This is a genomic window from Bacillus sp. FSL L8-0528, from assembly GCF_038593085.1.
In the GTDB taxonomy this organism is placed as follows: domain Bacteria; phylum Bacillota; class Bacilli; order Bacillales; family Bacillaceae; genus Bacillus; species Bacillus paralicheniformis.
The window spans coordinates 427,586-446,188 of record NZ_CP151961.1 but is presented as its reverse complement, the minus strand read 5'-3'; the positions used below and the strand labels follow the sequence as shown (position 1 = coordinate 446,188).

The following is an 18,603-nucleotide window of genomic DNA, read 5'->3' as shown; positions in this document are numbered from 1 at the left end:
CATTGAAAACTCTAGATGTTCAGGCTTTTCAAACCGGCCTAGACAAAACGCTGACCGAATTAAAAAACCAGACTGACGAGATTTCAAAAGTCAAACAAAGCGTCAAAGGACTCACCTCCCTTGACGACGCCTTAAAAGGCGCGGGCGGTGAAGCGATCCGCTCGTTCTATGAAGAGTGCCACACCACTTTTCTTCTTTTTTATGAATCTTTTATTTCCGACTATAAAGGACTTTTAGAAAAGACGAAAAGTGCGCTTCATTCCCTTGAACCGAACCAAAACGGCTTTATCTCGCAAAGCTTTCTTGAAAACGAACTCCATGACGGCGTCAGTCAAGCCGAATCGCTGACAGGCAGATTGACGTCAAAAGCCAATATGACTATTCTAACGGTCAAAAACATTGTCGACCTGCCCGACCTAGACGATTCAGCCGTCAACGAAAACGCCAAAAAAGCCCAAAGACAAATCAGCGAGACGCTCGAAAAGCTCCACACCTTCGACCGCGAACAGACAAATGCACTGAAAGCGGCGAAGGAAGACCTTGATACGATGAAGCAGTACATCCAGCAGCTGGAGAGGATGTATACGGGGCCGAAGATTGAAATATCGGAATATAAAAGCGGTTCAATTTTAAAACCGCAAAATGACTCAACAATCAGTCAAGTTCCCGGCGGCCTGCAAAACCCCGGCGAAACACCGATGGAGAAGATGCTTGGGCGATTAGAAGAAAAAGCGGCAGAATCGTTAACGAATCCTGATACACAGGATAAAGAAAAAACAAATATAGCACACGAAATTCTTAGTTACTTCGAAACAGTCGGAGAACCATTAGATGTCGGTGATAAAGCCTTATTAGGGTATCACGCAGCCAACGCAACAGCATCAATCGCGTGGACACGAAAATTAAAAATTTATTATCAAGGAGGAAAACCGACGAAGTGGCAGCGATTTAAAGGGGAATATAAATTTCAGGTCATGTCACATCGTTCTTGGACTTCTCAAGGGGATCACAGTTCGAAAGTTGCGAGAACCATTAAAAACATCTCTGACTCGAATCCAAGCAACCCATTACTTAAAAAAGCGCAAAAATTTGCCGCTTCTTATGATAGTCCATCCATGATGTTTAAACATGCTGTGGGGTTTCCTAAAAATCAGCACAGTTTTATTGATGGAAAGGAGTTTCGCAGTAGAATTGCATCACGGACAGCAGCAGGTACAACTGATATAATGGAATCTGCAGCTAAAGCAAAAGGACTTGCAAAATTAGGAGAAAGAATCCCAGTGGTAGGTAATGCGATTGCTGTGGGATCTAATTTAACAGAGTTCACAGATCCTGATAATTCCGACAAAACTGCTGTAGAAAAAACAGGGCGTTTTGTAACAGGCACAATGGTAGACATTGGTTCTGTAACTGTTGGTGCTGAAGTTGGGGCAACAATCGGAAGTGTCGGTGGCCCTGTAGGAGTAATAGTAGGGGGAGCAATAGGTGGGGTAGTCGGCGCCGTAGCGAGTTCCCAGTATGGAGATGCTCTAAAAGATGTCGGTGAGAAAGTTGCTGGATCGATTGAAAATGGAGTAAAGAATGGTCTTGAATCTATAAAAAAATGGTTTAGTTAAACAGGAGGGACTATGACACCCGAAATTTTCGTCGAATATTCAGAGTACCTATTATGCGCTATTTTAGGTGCTCAATTTGGTTACGGGTTGCTATTGTTAATTCTCGGAAATCTAATAGTAAATAATTACGAACGTGGAACATTTGAAACACCTTCAAATTTGTTCAAAAAAATTGTTAATTTTTATACAGGACTCTTTTTCGGTGCTAGTTATTTTGTATATAAACGACTTTACAAATATAAGTGGTTCCTGAGGAAACTATATTTTGCCCTTTATCTTTTAGGAAGCGGAATTCTAAGTATCATCATTTTTTATCTTTTATCCTTTATCCTTCACTTCATTTTCAGAGTTTAAGTCTATAATCAAGGATGTGAAAACAATGAAACACCTCATCACATGCACATCAGAAGAACTAGCGCTTTTAGTAGGGTTATGTGACTATCCTGGTGTTGCAAAAGGAATTCTTGAATCATCGTCAGGAAAAAAGTCAAAAAAAGAATGGGATGCAATCTTAGAGGCAACTGTCAATCAGCTCATTTTAAAACAATACTGGAACGAAGAAAAAAGTTCAAAAGACGAAAATCCTTTAAGCGAAGAAATGCAGAAATTCATCGTTTCCTATGTGAATTCAGAACAAATGATCCGCTGTTCCAACCTTGACAATAAAAACACTTTAATGCTTCACCATTTTGAAAATGAAACATGGCTTTTCCATATGATTGACCGCGATATCATCCATGAATTTGCGTATGTCAACGAGCAGGAAATTGCCCAGCTGATGAAAGACTATTACCACTTTTCAACTGATGAGGAACATATTCCTTTAAAATTTCGTCTTTCAGATAAATGCTTTGACTGGCTGAGTAATAAAGACATGACAGAAAAGGTTCGGAAGAAAAGTTCTTTTTCACCTGAGGAAGAACATAGCTTTAATCAATTGATAGCCGATCTTGAAGCAAACCAATGGTCGCTAAACAATATCTCACATTTTTACATCCCTAGCTTAAACGATGGACCTTTCTTGCAAAATATCGTCTTTTTTATTCCATCTGCCCGTGGCGTTTGGGTTGCTCAGTATGATGAACACAATGAAAAACCTGTACATATTTCATTAAGGACACTTGAGCAATGGAACGAATTATTAAAAGGGCTTGAGTATACAGTATCTTTTCAAAATACATAATGCCGCAATGCGAGAATAAATACATTTCAAAGCATCTCACAACGGGATGCTTTCTCTTATCCCAGTTTCCCGAATTATTGGTTCAAAAAGATAGACGAGATATAAAAAAAACACAAAGCCACACAGAGCCAAACGTTGCCGATGCAGAAAACACCCATCAAGAAAAAGGGGCTCACTATGAGAAACGAAAAAAATTTTCTATATAAAAAAATAAACGAAGCAATGATCATTTTCACGATTTTATTCCCTGTAGTTGGTATCTTTTTTGTCATCATGACAATATGGGCGTTAGGAGAACAAGCCCCTTCAGAAATTCCCTTGGTTGTTTCCGTTATCAGCTTATTTTTTTTCGTTCTTCCACTCCTATTGCATATCTACAGAAAAAAGGTCTGGCTGTAAAAATACATGCAGAATTATAAAAATTCAGAGGGATAAGCGGAGGAATACAAGCTTTGCTGAGATTAAAAGAAACGGTTACATACAAAGATTTACCTTACAATATTCAATCTCATTTAACAGTCCCCGTCAGCCGGGAAACGAAATGGGGAATGGCGTGTTTTATCGTGTTGATGCTGGATATTTTATGCATATTACCTGTGCTGGCGAACAAAGTAGATTTTTTTACATTCGCCGCTGTTCCTGTTGCTATCCTGATCAATATATGGATGATCATCATGAATACCAAAAGCATGACCGGATATCATCATCACCTTCAATATGTTCGGTTTATGGGCGTATCTTTCAGCGGTATGTCATATTGCCAGTTGATCACAGCGCAAAAAATGATGGTTTCTGCCATCGGTTTTCATGTACCGCTGATCAGTCTGTCACTATTCATTTTTGCCGCCTTTATCCTCCTCGTCATTCGGTATTACTTGATTGTATTCCCGTATTCTAGCAGAGACAAAAGGGAGACAGCAGCTCCGACAGGGATGTTCCTCGCGGCTGTTCCGGCAACCTGTTTTATGATAAGTCATGCCGTTTTGCGAGTTTCCGAGTCTGCCGTTTATTTGTTGATGAGTACCGTCTATCTGCTTATGGCTTGTTTATTTTCTATGATGGGGGTCAAATTCATCCACAAATACTTCTTCATCAAAGCGAATCAAGATATCGTCAGACATAGGATTTAAGGCACAAGGAGAGGTCATGTTTGAAAGGCAGAAATAAAATCATTCTCTCAGTTTATTCCCTACTTGCAACAATCATTATTTTGACCGGTCTTGCCAAACCTTCAATGAAATGGAAGGAAAAGCTTGCCGTCATTGGCTTTATGTTCGTTTTAATTTCTTTATTCGCATTCATCATTTATGTGTTCATAAATAAACCGAAGAAAGATCAAAGCGCGCCCAGATGCAACATCGTCGCGAAAATCTTTTGGAAGAAATACAGAAAACCGTTCACGCTCTCTTTCTACTTCGTCGGCATCCTGATTGTGGGAACTTCCGTGTTTTCAATGACCGAACTCACTTTCTTATGGAAATCCGCTGTGTTCACGGTATTGTGTGCTGCGATATCGTGCGGCTTTTTTGCGGTTTATCAAGCGGCGAATCAAATGCTGAACCGGTCTTGTTTGGAAAGAGTGTCTGACGAAGAATGAGAAGCTTTTTATCAGAAAAAAAGTCTTGTTAAAAAACGCTGGAGTCCGCAATTCATAAAGGAGTTATGATGTCACCAGAAACTTTTGTTGAATATACCGAATATTTAATCGCCGGTATGTTGGCCGCTCATTTCGCTTACAGTTTGTGTTTTTTAATCATATCGCGTCACATGATCATTGAATATGAAAAAATGATCTTTTTAAAACCTGAAAAATGGTCCCATAAAATCACGAATACATTCGTTTTTCTTCTTGTCGGCACCGGTTACTTCGTTTACAAACGGCTATTAAGATACAACTGGTTCCTGAGAAAACTGTATTTCGCCCTTTATCTTGTGGGCAGAGGCATTTTAAGCATCATCATCTTTTATATTTTTTCTTTTCTGATCCATCTCATTTTCAGCGTTTAAATCATTTACGATTGGAGAGATCCGAATGTCTAAATTTCTGCAAAAACCAAGAAACAAAGCCATCTTATCCGTCTACCTATTTTTCGTATGCGGTTCCGTTCTCAGCTCTGTTCTGAATCCGGAGATGAGCCTGGGCGAAAAGCTGTTTATCCTCTGTTTTAATATTTTCTCGGCAACTTTATTCGCATTTCTCATTTATGTGCTGCTAAATAAACTGATGAAAGATGAAGACCGCAAACATCCGGCAGACCCCGAAAAAAACGGGATTAATCAAGTGATTTGGAAAAAATACAAAAAACCGCTGATCCTGTTTGTTTATTTTGGCGGCGTGTTTTCCGTCTGCGCTGTTATTATTCCCATGCCGATATATACCGTTGCTGAAAAGCTCGTGATCCTTTCGATCGCCATTATTTTCATTACAATTGGCTGTATCCTGGCTTACAAAGTGACGAATAAAATGCTGCAGAAATAATTGAAAGGACCATGGTTCGCCATGGTCCTTTTCTTCATTTCCTCAGTTCCTCCAGCGTCTCTTCCCACCGCCGCAAAACCGCCGCTTCATCCTTCAGCTCAATCTGAACGCCGGAGATGATATCGGCGTATTTTGCGATATCTTCCCGTGCCGCTTCGACGGTGCCTGCGAAGCGCGCCCTCGGGTGTTTGGCGTCTTTTAATTCGGGCAGTTTCTTTAAAGACAGCCGCACATAATGTGCTTTGCCTTTCCAGCAAGTGACGAAGAGCGCCCGGCCTGTTCTCGTGATGTTCGCGGTTGTCGTTGTGCCTTGCCAGAGAGCCAGGCGGATGTCGGTTTTGTTCAGGGCAAGGATTTCGCCGGCGCTGATCATCGCCGTGTGCGGCCAGCCGTCTTCTGTGACGGTCTGGAGCATCATCGCTTCGTGCCGCTTACCGGCGAGCTTCTCTCCGTTTAAAAGCTGAAATAGTTCGTTTGATAGCTGAGCCATGCCGGATGCCTCCCTTTAGATTTTCCGGTCTGGAATCGCCGGCACTTGTACAGCTGTTTCAACTTCAGCGGGATCGATTTTAAAGGCCGGATTGTATTTTTCAGGATTTGTGATCGTCTCCGGCTCTGATGACCTCCAAGTGAAAAAGCAGTGCTGGCATTGATAGACTTCCCAGGCTCCTTCAACGGGTGATTTGCTGACGGTTTCCGCTTTTTTTAATTCGCAGCGCGGACATGTATGCATGATGAAACACTCTCCTCTTTTATTGATTTAGCAGATTCATTAATTTTGCTTCCCACTCTTTCGTTCCTATAGGGGAATCGAGCGGCTGTGAATAGTGTCCCCTTGTTTCCGGTGCAGCCGGCGTTGTCGCGTCCAATATCATTTTGTGGGTGATTCCCGCCGGTTCAGAACCTGGATCTAGCGCCAAAACGGATAAATCCGGGATGATGACTGCATCGTGTTTCGGATGCATTTTCGTTGAGATTGCCCACATCACTTGCGGGAGGTTAAACGGATCGACGTCTTCGTCAACGAGGATCACCATTTTGCAGTAGCCGAGGCCGTGCGGAGTTGTCAGCGCGCGCATGCCGACGGCTTTGGCGAATCCGCCGTAGCGGCTTTTCGTTGATACAATGGCGATCAAGCCGTGCGTATACATCGCGTTTACCGCGACAATTTCATTCGGATACGCCTCTTTAAGCTGCTGGTAAAGCGGCACACATGTATTAATGCCGACCATATAGTCAACCTCAGTCCAAGGCATGCCTAAATACAGGTGTTCAAAAATCGGATTGTTGCGGTGGCAGACGCGCTTGATTTTGATGATCGGCATGCTTCGTCCGCCTGAATAGTGGCCGGTAAACTCGCCGAACGGACCTTCATACTCGCGTTCGCCCGCAAGGATCTCACCTTCGAGAACCACTTCTGCGCCCCATGGGATATCTAAGTTAGACAGTTTTGATTTGACGATTTTATATGGTTCGCCTTGCAGGGCCCCTGCCATCTCGTATTCTGATTGATCGTATAAGAGCGGTGTGGATGCCGCCGTTGCAATAACCGGTTCGCAGCCGAGCGCAATCGTGACAGGCAGGTTTTCGCCGCGCTCTTCAGCCTGACGCAGGTGGATCGCAATGTCATGCTGCGGGACGGGCTGAATGCCGAGGCGGTCTTTGCCTTTTACCTGCAATCTGTACATGCCGACGTTTTGCTTGCCGAAGTGGTCCGGATCCTCGACATCTCTCGAAATGACGCATGCCTTGTCTAAATAAAAGCCGCCGTCGCCCTGATTGATGCGGAAGAGCGGCAGAATGTCAAACAGGTTGATGTCTTCTGTGATTTCGTTTTCGTGAAACGGCGCTGTCTCCTCTCTTTGCACTTTTACTGGAAACTGATTATAACGGCGCGCGAACTCAAAGAATTGTTCTTTAACCGGCGTGTCTTTTGGAAGGCCGAGCATTAATGCGTGGTTCGGCCAGGAGCCGATTACATTCAGCGCGATTTGGGCATTGTTATAGCCGTAAATGTTGTTGAATAAAAGAGCGGGTGATTTGTCTCCGAGGTTGTTGGCGGCGCGTGCAGCTGCTCCCAAATCGGGTTCCGGCTTCACCTCTTCCTGGACTTCAAGAAGCTGTCCTTCTTTTTTCAGCGTATTTAAAAAATCTCTAAAATCTTGATAAGCCATTCTGTTATCCTCCTTATTTCTCCTGTTTCATACCTTCCCAGCGCTTCGCTTCAGACAGATGGATGCCAAATTGGTCCAGCGTCCGAAATACGATATGATCGACCATTTCGGTCAGATTTTGGGGATGATTATAAAAAGCCGGCATCGGCGGCAGGATCACCGCCCCCATTTTTGTCAGCTCAAGCATGTTTTCAAGATGAATCTGGTTCAGCGGCGTCTCCCTTGTTAACAGAACGAGCTTTTTCCGTTCCTTCAGCATGACGTCCGCCGAACGGGTCAAGAGGTTATCCGCCATACCGGTGCGGATGCCCGCCAACGTCTTCATACTGCACGGTGCGACAATCATTCCGTCCGTTTGAAAGGAACCGCTTGAAATGCGGGCCGCCTGGTCTTTGTGGGAATACGTAAAAGATGCGAGCTTTTCCACGTCTTTCATCGTATATCCCGTTTCGTGCAGGATCGTTGCCGCTGCCCACGGAGAGATGACAAGGTGTGTCTCTGCGTCGGTTTTCTTCAGCCACTCCAGCATCCGCACGCCAAATACCGCGCCGGTCGCGCCCGTGATTCCGACGATGATGTTCATATGCGCCCCCCCTTTCCTTCCTGGTGCTTCAGTTAAAATGATACGCCTCTATTTACCATATTGAAAATATCTGTTAAATCTATATATAATACTCTAAAGGTATAAAAAGGAGTGCCGTGAAAATGGATATTCGCCAGTTAAAATACTTCGTTACAATCGCCCGGGAAGGAAAAATTACAACGGCGGCGAAGCGGCTCCATATTGCACAGCCGCCGCTCTCCAGGCAGTTGAAGCAGATGGAAGAGGAGCTCGGAGTCGTTTTATTTGACCGGAACAAAAAGAAAAACCTGACGTTGACCTACGAAGGAGAAGTTTTTTTGAAAAGAGCAAAAGAAATCCTGCACAAGCTTGAGGATTCCATCTTGGAGGTGCGGGAGCTGCGTGAAGAAGTCAACGGAACCCTTGCCGTCGGCTCGACGATTTACTGCGCGGCCCTGCTGCTCTCAAAAGTCTCGAAGATCAGAGATATGTATCCGAATTTAATGTTTAACATTTGGGAAGGTGAGCCTTCACGGCTAAGCGAGCTCCTGGAAAGCCGGCAGATCGATGCAGCCGTCACGACAACGCCTATCCACAGCAAAAACACCGAATCAAAAAGCCTGCCGGAGGTTCCATGCAAGCTTGTTCTTCCAGGGAATCAGTCGTATGGCTTAAAAGGAGAAGCCGGAATGAAAGAAATTGCCGGCCTGCCGCTGATTCTGCTCAGGCCGTCGCACGGAAAAGGGATTTACGACGAGGTCGTCCATCACTTTCAATCATCTGGCCTCGAACCGAGGGTCGTTTGTGAGTGCCATGATTCTACAACGCTTCTCAGCCTCGTCACTTCGGGATTCGGAGCGACGATTCTGCCGCTGTCCATGCTGCCGGCGCATTTTGCACGGCATGTTCAGACATTGGAAATTCAAAACAATCCGTTCATTCTGCAGCCGTCTGTCGTTTGGAGGGCCGGCAGTTTTCTGCCGAAGCCTGTGAGAGAATTTTTGGCTTTATTTTGATAAGCGCCCGGGAATGCGCCAATAAAAAAAGAGAAGGCATCATGCCGATGCCCTCTCCTTCGCATTGGTTACAGCAGTTTCTTCCCTAACAATGATTCGATCAGTTCGACGGCCGCCTCACCGGTTTTATTTTTATGATCCAGTATCGGGTTGACTTCAACAAACTCGGCGGATGTAATGATATCTGCGTCATAGAGCATTTCCATCGCCAAATGGCTTTCCCTGTAGCTGATGCCTCCGACGACAGGGGTGCCGACTCCCGGAGCGTCACTCGGATCAAGACCGTCCAGATCAAGGCTCAGATGGATGCCGTCGCAATTTGCTGACAAATACTCGATCGTTTCCTCCATTACCTTCGTCATGCCGAGCCTGTCAATTTCATGCATGGTATAGACTTTCATGCCGGTTTCACGGATATATTTGCGCTCTCCTTCATCAAGCGAGCGCGCACCGATGATGACGACGTGCTCCGGTTTGATTTTCGGCGCATAGCCGTGGAGGTTGACCAGCTTTTCGTGGCCGACACCGAGACTTACCGCCAGCGGCATGCCGTGGATGTTGCCTGACGGCGATGTCTCAAGCGTATTTAGGTCTCCGTGTGCGTCATACCAAATCACGCCGAGCTGTTGATAATGCTTGGCTACACCCGCCAATGTCCCGATGGCAATGCTGTGGTCTCCGCCCAGCACGAGCGGGAAGCGGCGCTGCTCGACGACATTGTCGACGATATCGGCCAGCTTGCGGTTTCCTTCCAGTACGGAAACTAAATTTTTCAGCCCTTCGTCTCCTTTTGGCTGATCGCGGTTGATCGGCACATCGCCCAGATCATCGATATCATAGCCCAGCTCGTTTAAGCGCTCCACGATATGAGCGTAGCGAATCGCGCTCGGTCCCATATCCACACCGCGCCGCGCCTGCCCCAAGTCCATCGGCATTCCAATCAAAGAAACTTGTTTATTCATCAATAACCACCTCATCGTTTGTTTTGTTTTGATAGATCATTGCTTCTTGTCGATCAAGAGCCTGGCGTTTTTTCACAAACACGTGATAAACAAAGTAGCAGGCCGACATGAATAAAATCCCGCAGTACAATGCCATCCTCTGCTCTGAATCAAAAGCGAGGCTCACAAGGACGGCGCTGTTTAAAATAAATCCCGTCAGCGGCAAATAAGGATAAAGAGGCGTTTTAAATTTTAAGTCTTCAACCTTTCCGCCTTCTTTGACATATCGTCTGCGAAATAGCAGCTGTGATACCGTAATCGTGATCCAGCCGACTTGCGCGCTTAAACCGGCTAGAGACAAAAGCCAAATGTAGAGCGTTTCTGCTGCGACTACGCTTGAGATGAGGGACAAACCCGCAAAACCGAGCGTGATCCAAAGCGCATTCATCGGAATACCTCTTTTATTGACCCGGCTTAAAGCCTGAGCGGCCATTCCCTCTTTCGCCAGGGAATAAAGCATCCTCGTCGATGCGTACAAGCCCGAATTCGCCACCGATAACAAAGCAATTAAAATAACAAAGTTCATCAGATCGGCGGCATACGGAATGCCGATTTGTTCAAATACCACAACGAACGGACTTTCAACAACCCCCGCTTTTTCCCATGGAATCAATCCCGCCAGTACAAATACGGACAGGCCGAAAAACACCAGTGTCCGCCAGACCGTCTGTTTGATGGAGCGGGGCACCGTTTTTTCCGGATTTTCGCTTTCCCCCGCCGCGATCCCGATCAGCTCCGTCCCCTGAAAGGCAAAGTTGACGGTGATCATCGTGATAAAGATCGCGCCGAATCCGTTTGGAAAAATTCCGTCTCCAATCAGATTGGAAAAGAACGGTGCAGCCTGTCCGTCTTTCAAGTCGATGAGTCCGAACATCGCGCCTCCGCCGAGAATAATAAACAGAAGAATGACGATAATTTTGATGCCGGACAGCCAAAATTCCGATTCCCCGAAAGCCTTTGCCGATAAAGCATTGAGTGAAAAAAGCAGCAGCCCGAAAATCAAGCACCATATCCAGACGCCGACATCGGGAAACCATCTTTTCATCAGCTGCCCCGCTGACAAAAATTCCAAAGCAACAGTAACCGACCAGCCGAGCCAATAGATCCAGCCGACGGCAAACCCTGTAGCAGGCCCGATAAATTTTGTCGCGTACGTCTGAAAAGAGCCTGAAACCGGCATTGCCACAGCGAGCTCCCCAAGGCAGAGCATCGTAAAATACATGATCATTCCGCCCGCTAAATAGGAAAGAATCGCGCCGATCGGTCCGGCTTCATTAATCGTATAACCTGTTCCGAGAAAAAAGCCGGTTCCGATGACGCCGCCAAGCGAGATCATAAACAAATGGCGGGATTTCATCGTTCGTTTCAGTGTATATTGTTCACGGTTTTCATGATTCAAACCGCCTTCACCCCTTCCGTTTCAATTCTCCCTAATGTCAGCTCCCCCTATGACATATAGACTATTTTTTAAATCTTCTGAACATTTTCCTGATATTTCAATTTTTGACAAACTTCGCACATGCGGCGAAAAAACGGGCTGAACAATCCCCTTATTGTTCAGCCGTCCGCTTTACTTCGACAAAACACGGGTAATCTTTTCAATCGCCCAATCCAGATCCTCATTTGAAATAACAAGAGGAGGCGCAAAGCGAATCACCGTTTCATGCGTTTCTTTGCAGAGCAGGCCTTCTTCTTTCAAACGCTCGCAATACGGACGCGCTGCCTCTGACAGCTCAACCCCGATGAACAGCCCTCTGCCGCGCACTTCTTTGATTTTCGGATTATCGATTTGCGAGAGCTTCTCTTTAAAATATTCCCCAAGCTCCAGAGACCGTTCAGCGAGCCGCTCATCTTCCAGCACTTCAAGGGCGGCGATCGATACGGCGCATGCAAGCGGGTTCCCTCCGAAAGTCGACCCGTGCGAGCCCGGATTAAACACGCCAAGCACATCCCGGTTTGCAGCAATACACGATATCGGGAACACGCCGCCTCCGAGCGCTTTTCCCAAAATGTACATGTCCGGTGTGACATCCTCCCAATCAGAGGCGAACATTTTGCCTGTTCGTGCAAGCCCTGACTGTATTTCGTCAGCGATAAACAAGACATTGCGTTCTTTGCAGACTTCTGCAGCCTGCTTCAAAAACCCTTCCGGCGGAATGACAATACCCGCTTCACCCTGAATCGGCTCAATTAAGAAAGCGGCTGTATTCGGTGTGATCGCCTGTTTCAGCGCCTCAAGATCCCCGTATGGAATCAGCTTGATGCCGGGAAGCATCGGCCCGAAACCGCGTTTATATTCTTCTTCTGATGAAAGCGACACAGCCAGCATCGTCCGGCCGTGAAAATTGCCTACACATGCGATAATTTCCGCCTGATTGTCCGGAACGCCTTTTACATCATAAGCCCAGCGCCGGGCTGCTTTAATCGCGGACTCAACCGCTTCCGCTCCGGTGTTCATCGGCAGAACCATATCTTTCCCCGTTAATGAAGCGACCTTTTCATAGAAAGGACCAAGCTGGTCATTGTGAAAAGCTCTCGACGTCAGGGTGATTTTGTCGGCCTGATCTTTTAACGCCTGGATGATCTTCGGATGCCTGTGCCCTTGATTCACTGCGGAATAAGCGCTCAGCATATCCATGTATCGGTTGCCTTCCGGATCTTTCACCCACGCACCTTCCGCTTCAGAAATCACGATCGGCAGAGGATGATAGTTATTCGCGCCAAAATGTGCGGTTTGCTTCATAATTTTCTCGGACTTTGATAGAACCGTCATTCTGATTCCTCCTTCTTATTTTTGGACATACATGCCAGATGTCGTATTTTGTTTCACACTATTTTATATGCAAGTATCGTGCCAATCCTTAAAACCGCAAATTTTCAGAACATTGCATGTATAATTCGCAAAAAAATTTTGCGGTTTTTATTCAAAGGTGCAAAAATAAATGCATATTTTTTTGCACCCTTATCAAGTCTTCACTTACAATGGAGACAGTTACGAACAAAGGGGGATGTCACTTGCTGAAGGATTATGATTTACTGAAGCTTATTTTTCAAAGAATTATAGATGAAATCGATATCGGCTTGCATGTCGTCGACGAAAACGGCACATCTGTTGTCTATAACAAAAAAATGAGCCAGATTGAAGGGATGGATGTCGGCGATGTGCTCGGCAAAAACGTGCTGGACGTGTTTACGTTTGCCAGCCAGTATGACAGCACCCTCCTGCAGGCGCTGCATCACGGGAAAACGAACAAAAACGTCAAACAGACCTACTTCAATAACAAAGGCCAGGAAATTACGACCGTCAATCATACATTTCCGATTATGGAAAACGGGAATACGAAAGGTGCGGTTGAGATTGCCAAAGATGTCACAAAGCTTGAACGCCTGATCAGAGAAAATATGAACAAAACAGAAAACACAAAGTATACATTTGACAGCCTGATCGGCGTCAGCCCGGCGTTCAAGGAAGTGATTGAACATGCAAAGCGGGCGACCCGGACCTCTTCCTCCATTCTGATCGTTGGCGACACCGGAACCGGAAAAGAACTGTTCGCCCAAAGTATACATAACGGAAGCCAGCGGTCGACGGGCCCATTCATCTCGCAAAACTGCGCAGCCCTCCCGGAAAGCCTCGTCGAAGGCCTTTTATTCGGCACGGCCAAAGGCGCATTCACAGGAGCCGTCGATCGCCCGGGTCTTTTCGAACAAGCAGACGGCGGCACATTGCTCCTTGACGAGATCAATTCTTTGGACTTCAGCTTGCAGGCAAAGCTTTTGCGCGCGATTCAAGAAAAAACGATCAGGCGGATCGGCGCTTCGAAGGATACTCCGATCGATGTCAGGATCATCGCGACGATGAACGAAGATCCAGTCGACGCGGTCAGCGGACAAAGACTGCGAAAAGATTTGTATTACAGACTGAGCGTCGTCACCTTGTTCATTCCTCCATTAAAAGATCGGAAGGAAGATATCATGCCGCTCACGCAGCATTTTATCGACAAATACAACGCATTGTTCCAAATGGAAGTCAAAGGTTTTGAAGAAGAGGTGCGGCGGTTTCTGCTTTCATATGATTGGCCGGGAAACGTCAGGGAACTTGAACATTTAATTGAAGGCGCCATGAATTTAATGTCCTACGAAGACATACTCGAGCTGACACACCTTCCATTGCAATACAGGACGAAACCAGCGGCAAAAAAGCAGCTGCCGCAGCAGGGCTATGATCTGTTCGCCCCGCTTCCTTCCGCCTCGGCCGCTCCTTTGAAGGAACAAATTGAGAATGCCGAAAAGTATTATATTCAAAAAACCGTTAAAAAATGCAATTACAATGTGTCACAAGCGGCGCGAGTTCTGGGGATCAGCAGGCAGAGCCTGCAATACAGGCTTAAAAAATGGAAGATCCGCTTTGATCAGGATTCAGAATGATCATCACTAAAAACGTATTTCTTGACTCATACTAAAAAAGGTTTATGCTTTACTTTTGTAAGAGCCTTAAGTAAAATCATATCAACTAAATCCAATCAGAAAAGTGGGGAATAAAATGAAGAAAGCAATATTCGCTGTATTATTGACGCTGTTGATCACCGTGATGGCCGCATGCGGCGCGTCAGGGGACAATTCCAAGGATAAAAACGCAGCTGGCGACAGCCTCTGGTCTTCAATTAAAGATAAAGGCGTTTTGACCGTCGGTACTGAAGGAACGTACGAGCCATTTACATTCCACGATAAAAAAACAGATCAATTAACAGGTTATGATGTCGAAGTGATGCAGGAAGTCGCCAAGCGCCTCAACCTGAAAGTTGAATTTAAAGAAACGCAGTGGGACAGCATGTTTGCCGGCCTCAACTCCAAGCGTTTTGACGTCGTTGCCAACCAAGTCGGGAAAAAAGACCGTGAAGATCAGTACGATTTTTCTGATTCATATACAACTTCCCAAGCCGTCGTTGTCACAAAAGCGGACAACAACGATATAAAATCTGAAGGGGACGTTAAAGGGAAAAAAGCTGCACAGTCTTTGACAAGCAACTATAATGACCTTGCGAAAAACGCCGGCGCTGAAATCGAAGGCGTGGAAGGAATGGCTCAAGCGTTTCAGCTGATTCAGCAGGGCCGTGTCGACCTCACCTTTAACGATAAACTGGCGGTGCTGAACTATTTGAAGACATCAGGAAACAAAAACCTGAAAGTCGCTTTTGAAACAGGCGAGCCGCAAACTACGCATTTTGCTTTCCGCAAAGGAAGCGGCGAGCTGGTTGACAAGGTCAACTCCGCGCTGAAAGACATGAAAGAGGATGGCACACTCGCGAAAATAGCGAAGAAATGGTTTGGCGAAGATGTTTCTAAGTAATATACAAGCGGCGGCCATCGGCGCGGCGATCCCCTGGGATCTTGTGCGTGAGTCATTTTGGCCGATCTTTTTAAGGGGAATCTATTACTCGATTCCCCTTGCCATTCTCTCTTTTATATTCGGTATGATCATCGCCTTGATCACGGCGCTGGCGAGAATGTCCAAATCCCGCATTTTAAGAGCGGTTTTTGGCATTTATGTCTCAGCGATCCGCGGAACGCCGCTGCTCGTTCAGCTGTTCATTATTTTTTACTTGTTTCCAGCGTTTCAAATCACGATTGACCCGTTTCCGAGCGCAATCATTGCCTTTTCATTAAATGTCGGCGCATATGCATCGGAAATCATCAGGGCTTCCATCCTTTCCGTTCCGAAAGGGCAGTGGGAAGCGGCTTATTCGATTGGAATGACTCAAAAAACGGCCCTTACCAGGGTCATCCTGCCGCAGGCTGTGCGCGTGTCGATTCCGCCATTATCCAATACATTCATCAGCTTGGTTAAAGACACATCGCTTGCGTCACAAATTCTTGTTGCTGAATTATTCCGGAAAGCCCAGGAAATCGGTGCCAGCAACCTAGACCAAATTTTAATCATTTATATGGAAGCCGCATTCATCTATTGGATCATCTGCTTTGTTCTCGCGCTTGTTCAGCAGCAGATTGAACGGCGGTTGGACCGGTATGTGGCCAAGTAAGGAGGGAAATAGACATGCTTGCGATCAAAGGGCTGAATAAATCCTTCGGCGAAAACGAGATCTTAAAAAAAATCGACCTGAACATCGAAAAAGGAAAAGTGATCGCCATTTTAGGGCCTTCCGGTTCCGGCAAGACGACGCTGCTTCGCTGCCTGAACGCTTTGGAAATTCCAAACCGCGGCATTCTTTCTTTTGACGATTTCACCATCGATTTTTCCAAGAAAAATAAACCGGCTGACCTCCTCCGCCTGCGGAGAAAGTCGGGAATGGTATTCCAGGCCTATCACCTGTTCCCGCACCGCACCGTGCTTGAAAATGTGATGGAAGGGCCGGTAAAAGTGCAAAAGCGCAATAAAGAAGAAGTCAAAAAGGAAGCCGTTCAGCTTCTGCAAAAGGTCGGCCTTGAAGACAAAATGGACCTCTATCCATTCCAGCTTTCCGGGGGACAGCAGCAGCGCGTCGGGATCGCCCGCGCTCTGGCCATCAAGCCAGAACTGATGCTTTTTGACGAGCCCACATCGGCTCTTGATCCCGAGCTGGTCGGTGAAGTGCTGAAAGTCATGAAAGACCTTGCGAATGAGGGCTGGACGATGGTTGTCGTCACCCACGAAATCAAATTCGCGCAGGATGTCGCAGACGAAGTCGTCTTTATCGACGGCGGCGTCATCGTCGAACAGGGCCCGCCTGAACAAATTTTCTCAGCCCCTAAGGAAGAACGAACAAAACAGTTTTTAAACCGGATTTTGAATCCTGTATAAACAAAACAGCCTGATCTCTCTGGATCAGGCTGTTCTTTTTATTCTGCGGCCAGTTTAAACTTGGATGCCGCTTGATTCAATTCTTCCGACAAAGCGGAGAGCTGCTGAATGGCCGATGCGATTTCCTGCATGCCGGCGCTTTGCTGCTCCGCTGCTGCCGCGACTTCCTCAGAACCTGCCGCCTGCTCTTCGGTAACGGCGGAAATCTGCTCCATCGCTGATGAAATGGTTTGATACGATTTTTCGACTTTTAACAAGGACTGAAGCAATTGATCGGTCCGTTCGGCAAATTGAGAGATCCCTTTAAAAATTCCTGAAAAATTCTCGTAAGTGCCATTGATTAATATTTGCCCTTTGTCAACTGCTTCGTTTCCTTCCTGAATGCGTTCCATGACAAGCCGGCTGCTCTCCTGCGTGCCCGCCACAAGCTGGGAAACGGATAAAGCGGCATCTGCCGAGCGTTCGGAAAGCTTTCTGACTTCTCCCGCAACAACAGCAAAGCCCTGTCCTTCTTCACCGACCCGGGCGGCTTCAATTGAAGCATTGAGCGCCAGCAAATTCGTCTGTTCGGCAATAGAGGAAATCATTCCGATGACTTTTTCGATTTCTTCGGTATGGTTTTGCATATCTGCTGCCGCTTGTTTTGACTCTTCCATCACGTTTTTAATCGTCTGGGTCTGCCGCAATGTTTCTTCGACAAGCTCCTGTCCGGTCTTGGAATCCTTGCTGACGCCTTCGGCAACGTTCTTCATCTCGTTCACTTCTTCTGTGACGTGTGTAAGCTGATGATCGATTTCGGCAGCCGATGTGTGGCAATCCGAAACGGACGAGACAACTTCGTTGATCCCCTCGCTCATACTGTTCATCGATTCAGCCACCTGGGCCGCGCTTTCGCTCGATTCAGCCGATACATTTTTCAACTGGAGGCTCGTCTTGGATACCTCTTCAGAGGAAGCTGAAATTTGTCCAATCAATTGTTTTAAATTTTCGCTCATCCGCTTGAACGATTCGGCAAGCTTTCCGGCTTCATCACGGCTCTTCACAGAAATGTCGGCCGACAGATCGCCGTCGGCAATTTTTTCTGAAGCCTTCATCAGCTGCCTGATCGGCTTCGCGATATAAGAACCGAGAAAATAAGCCATGACCATTCCGAGCAGCAAGACAAATGCTGAGATCGCAATTGTATACCACTTCGCTTTTGCAGCTGTCGCCGGAATCACGGAAGCATCAAGATCGATCCCCAAAATTCCCACCTTTTCGCCGGAGCTGTTCTCAAGCGGCAGAAAAATCGACTGGTGAATGCCGTATTCGTCCTCATACACGTCGCTTACCGTCTCTTTGTTTGTCGTTAAGGCTTCTTTCATTTCAGGAGAAAAACTGTAATCCGTGCCGAAATCATCGGACGTATCCGACAGCACGAGAATCCGCTCCTTCCCGCCCTCATTGGAAAGGATATAGATATTTTCAAGATTGTTTTTCTTTTTCAGGCTGTCCACAGCCATTTTTGTCTGCTTGTAAAGCGGGTTGTCCGCAGAATCGATTTCAAGCGGATTCCCGTCCAGACGTTTGATTTGGTTTTCAGCAAGATGAATATCGGTATAAAGCCGGTTTTGGAACTGCTGTTTCAGCTGCTCTGACAAGTCTTTGCTGATATAAGTAAACACAGCTGAAAATGATGCGATCGTGATCAAAAGCACTAAGGCGACGCCAATCATAATTTTGACTGAAATGTGTTCTGTTAGCTTTTTCTTCAACGTTTTCATCGTCTATATC

General features: G+C 46.3%; 20 protein-coding genes. 12 read left to right on the top strand and 8 right to left on the bottom strand.

Annotated features, from left to right (window positions below):
- The first annotated feature begins 2 nt into the window (after positions 1-2).
- The 7 genes from MHI30_RS02245 to MHI30_RS02215 all read left to right on the top strand — a co-directional run bounded on the left by MHI30_RS02245 (position 3) and on the right by MHI30_RS02215 (position 5,278).
- The gene (locus MHI30_RS02245) at positions 3-1,616 is read left to right on the top strand and encodes an LXG domain-containing protein (RefSeq protein ID WP_075753882.1); all 1,614 of its coding nucleotides are present in this window, start codon (positions 3-5) and stop codon (positions 1,614-1,616) included.
- 379 nt (positions 1,617-1,995) lie between these two features.
- Positions 1,996-2,799: a hypothetical protein gene (locus MHI30_RS02240; RefSeq protein ID WP_075753878.1), complete on the top strand. Its 804-nt coding sequence runs from the start codon at positions 1,996-1,998 to the stop codon at positions 2,797-2,799.
- A gap of 177 nt (positions 2,800-2,976) precedes the next feature.
- A complete protein-coding gene (locus tag MHI30_RS02235) occupies positions 2,977-3,198 on the top strand; it encodes a hypothetical protein (RefSeq protein WP_075753876.1) in 222 nt (73 codons plus the stop codon).
- A 53-nt stretch (positions 3,199-3,251) separates the two neighbouring features.
- The gene (locus tag MHI30_RS02230) at positions 3,252-3,929 is read left to right on the top strand and encodes a hypothetical protein (RefSeq protein WP_075753874.1); all 678 of its coding nucleotides are present in this window, start codon (positions 3,252-3,254) and stop codon (positions 3,927-3,929) included.
- 20 nt (positions 3,930-3,949) lie between these two features.
- Positions 3,950-4,396: a hypothetical protein gene (locus MHI30_RS02225; protein ID WP_075753872.1), complete on the top strand. Its 447-nt coding sequence runs from the start codon at positions 3,950-3,952 to the stop codon at positions 4,394-4,396.
- Positions 4,397-4,461: 65 nt separating this feature from the next.
- Positions 4,462-4,806, top strand: coding sequence for a hypothetical protein (locus MHI30_RS02220; protein WP_342409881.1), 345 nt, complete (start codon positions 4,462-4,464; stop codon positions 4,804-4,806).
- 25 nt (positions 4,807-4,831) lie between these two features.
- Positions 4,832-5,278, top strand: a complete 447-nt coding sequence (locus tag MHI30_RS02215) for a hypothetical protein (protein ID WP_075753868.1) — start codon at positions 4,832-4,834, stop codon at positions 5,276-5,278.
- 34 nt (positions 5,279-5,312) lie between these two features.
- Here MHI30_RS02215 and MHI30_RS02210 read toward each other — a convergent pair whose 3' ends face one another.
- Genes MHI30_RS02210 through MHI30_RS02195 form a run of 4 tightly spaced genes read right to left on the bottom strand, consistent with a single transcriptional unit; the run spans position 5,313 to position 8,035 of the window.
- Positions 5,313-5,768, bottom strand: a complete 456-nt coding sequence (locus MHI30_RS02210) for a pyridoxamine 5'-phosphate oxidase family protein (protein WP_075753867.1) — start codon at positions 5,766-5,768, stop codon at positions 5,313-5,315.
- Between the two features lie 15 nt (positions 5,769-5,783).
- Positions 5,784-6,011: a non-oxidative hydroxyarylic acid decarboxylases subunit D gene (locus MHI30_RS02205; protein ID WP_003178882.1), complete on the bottom strand. Its 228-nt coding sequence runs from the start codon at positions 6,009-6,011 to the stop codon at positions 5,784-5,786.
- Between the two features lie 19 nt (positions 6,012-6,030).
- Positions 6,031-7,452 (bottom strand): non-oxidative hydroxyarylic acid decarboxylases subunit C, encoded by a 1,422-nt coding sequence (locus MHI30_RS02200; RefSeq protein ID WP_009330203.1) that lies wholly within the window; start codon positions 7,450-7,452, stop codon positions 6,031-6,033.
- Between the two features lie 13 nt (positions 7,453-7,465).
- On the bottom strand, positions 7,466-8,035 hold the full coding sequence (locus MHI30_RS02195) for a non-oxidative hydroxyarylic acid decarboxylases subunit B (RefSeq protein WP_003178880.1): 570 nt from the start codon (positions 8,033-8,035) through the stop codon (positions 7,466-7,468).
- Between the two features lie 122 nt (positions 8,036-8,157).
- Here MHI30_RS02195 and MHI30_RS02190 point away from each other — a divergent pair, with 122 nt between their 5' ends.
- Positions 8,158-9,030 carry a LysR family transcriptional regulator gene (locus MHI30_RS02190; protein ID WP_003178879.1) on the top strand — a complete coding sequence of 291 codons (873 nt, stop codon included), beginning with the start codon at positions 8,158-8,160 and terminating at the stop codon, positions 9,028-9,030.
- A gap of 68 nt (positions 9,031-9,098) precedes the next feature.
- Here the strand turns inward: MHI30_RS02190 and rocF are convergent, their stop codons facing one another.
- From rocF to MHI30_RS02175, 3 genes are all read right to left on the bottom strand, one after another.
- On the bottom strand, positions 9,099-9,992 hold the full coding sequence (rocF, locus tag MHI30_RS02185; RefSeq protein WP_003178878.1) for an arginase: 894 nt from the start codon (positions 9,990-9,992) through the stop codon (positions 9,099-9,101).
- Positions 9,985-11,388 carry an amino acid permease gene (locus MHI30_RS02180; protein WP_009330205.1) on the bottom strand — a complete coding sequence of 468 codons (1,404 nt, stop codon included), beginning with the start codon at positions 11,386-11,388 and terminating at the stop codon, positions 9,985-9,987. Before MHI30_RS02180 ends, rocF begins: the two co-directional genes overlap by 8 nt.
- Before the next feature lie 213 nt (positions 11,389-11,601).
- Entirely contained in the window at positions 11,602-12,804 is a 1,203-nt protein-coding gene (locus MHI30_RS02175; protein ID WP_075753865.1) for an ornithine--oxo-acid transaminase, read from the bottom strand.
- Between the two features lie 242 nt (positions 12,805-13,046).
- Between MHI30_RS02175 and MHI30_RS02170 the strand changes: the two genes are divergently transcribed.
- From MHI30_RS02170 to MHI30_RS02155, 4 genes are all read left to right on the top strand, one after another.
- Positions 13,047-14,459 (top strand): sigma-54-dependent Fis family transcriptional regulator, encoded by a 1,413-nt coding sequence (locus tag MHI30_RS02170; protein ID WP_075753863.1) that lies wholly within the window; start codon positions 13,047-13,049, stop codon positions 14,457-14,459.
- 115 nt (positions 14,460-14,574) lie between these two features.
- Positions 14,575-15,381, top strand: coding sequence for a cystine ABC transporter substrate-binding lipoprotein TcyA (tcyA, locus tag MHI30_RS02165; RefSeq protein ID WP_075753861.1), 807 nt, complete (start codon positions 14,575-14,577; stop codon positions 15,379-15,381).
- Positions 15,368-16,072: an amino acid ABC transporter permease gene (locus tag MHI30_RS02160; protein ID WP_043926244.1), complete on the top strand. Its 705-nt coding sequence runs from the start codon at positions 15,368-15,370 to the stop codon at positions 16,070-16,072. The genes tcyA and MHI30_RS02160 overlap by 14 nt, the downstream gene beginning before the upstream one ends.
- 14 nt (positions 16,073-16,086) lie before the next feature.
- Positions 16,087-16,830, top strand: coding sequence for an amino acid ABC transporter ATP-binding protein (locus MHI30_RS02155; RefSeq protein WP_003178866.1), 744 nt, complete (start codon positions 16,087-16,089; stop codon positions 16,828-16,830).
- Between the two features lie 38 nt (positions 16,831-16,868).
- On the opposite strand, the gene MHI30_RS02150 is transcribed toward MHI30_RS02155, so the two are convergent.
- Positions 16,869-18,593, bottom strand: a complete 1,725-nt coding sequence (locus MHI30_RS02150) for a methyl-accepting chemotaxis protein (RefSeq protein WP_075753859.1) — start codon at positions 18,591-18,593, stop codon at positions 16,869-16,871.
- Positions 18,594-18,603: the final 10 nt, after the last annotated feature.

What these genes read in the sequence shown, in the direction of transcription:
- MHI30_RS02205 (WP_003178882.1), bottom strand. Translation starts at nt 6,011, where the DNA reads ATGCATACATGTCCGCGCTGCGAATTAAAAAAAGCGGAAACCGTCAGC.
- MHI30_RS02180 (WP_009330205.1), bottom strand. Translation starts at nt 11,388, where the DNA reads ATGAAATCCCGCCATTTGTTTATGATCTCGCTTGGCGGCGTCATCGGA.
- MHI30_RS02160 (WP_043926244.1), top strand. Translation starts at nt 15,368, where the DNA reads ATGTTTCTAAGTAATATACAAGCGGCGGCCATCGGCGCGGCGATCCCC.
- MHI30_RS02200 (WP_009330203.1), bottom strand. Translation starts at nt 7,452, where the DNA reads ATGGCTTATCAAGATTTTAGAGATTTTTTAAATACGCTGAAAAAAGAA.
- MHI30_RS02195 (WP_003178880.1), bottom strand. Translation starts at nt 8,035, where the DNA reads ATGAACATCATCGTCGGAATCACGGGCGCGACCGGCGCGGTATTTGGC.
- MHI30_RS02150 (WP_075753859.1), bottom strand. Translation starts at nt 18,593, where the DNA reads ATGAAAACGTTGAAGAAAAAGCTAACAGAACACATTTCAGTCAAAATT.
- MHI30_RS02210 (WP_075753867.1), bottom strand. Translation starts at nt 5,768, where the DNA reads ATGGCTCAGCTATCAAACGAACTATTTCAGCTTTTAAACGGAGAGAAG.
- MHI30_RS02220 (WP_342409881.1), top strand. Translation starts at nt 4,462, where the DNA reads ATGATGTCACCAGAAACTTTTGTTGAATATACCGAATATTTAATCGCC.
- MHI30_RS02190 (WP_003178879.1), top strand. Translation starts at nt 8,158, where the DNA reads ATGGATATTCGCCAGTTAAAATACTTCGTTACAATCGCCCGGGAAGGA.
- MHI30_RS02155 (WP_003178866.1), top strand. Translation starts at nt 16,087, where the DNA reads ATGCTTGCGATCAAAGGGCTGAATAAATCCTTCGGCGAAAACGAGATC.
- MHI30_RS02175 (WP_075753865.1), bottom strand. Translation starts at nt 12,804, where the DNA reads ATGACGGTTCTATCAAAGTCCGAGAAAATTATGAAGCAAACCGCACAT.
- rocF (WP_003178878.1), bottom strand. Translation starts at nt 9,992, where the DNA reads ATGAATAAACAAGTTTCTTTGATTGGAATGCCGATGGACTTGGGGCAG.
- MHI30_RS02240 (WP_075753878.1), top strand. Translation starts at nt 1,996, where the DNA reads ATGAAACACCTCATCACATGCACATCAGAAGAACTAGCGCTTTTAGTA.
- MHI30_RS02235 (WP_075753876.1), top strand. Translation starts at nt 2,977, where the DNA reads ATGAGAAACGAAAAAAATTTTCTATATAAAAAAATAAACGAAGCAATG.
- tcyA (WP_075753861.1), top strand. Translation starts at nt 14,575, where the DNA reads ATGAAGAAAGCAATATTCGCTGTATTATTGACGCTGTTGATCACCGTG.
- MHI30_RS02215 (WP_075753868.1), top strand. Translation starts at nt 4,832, where the DNA reads ATGTCTAAATTTCTGCAAAAACCAAGAAACAAAGCCATCTTATCCGTC.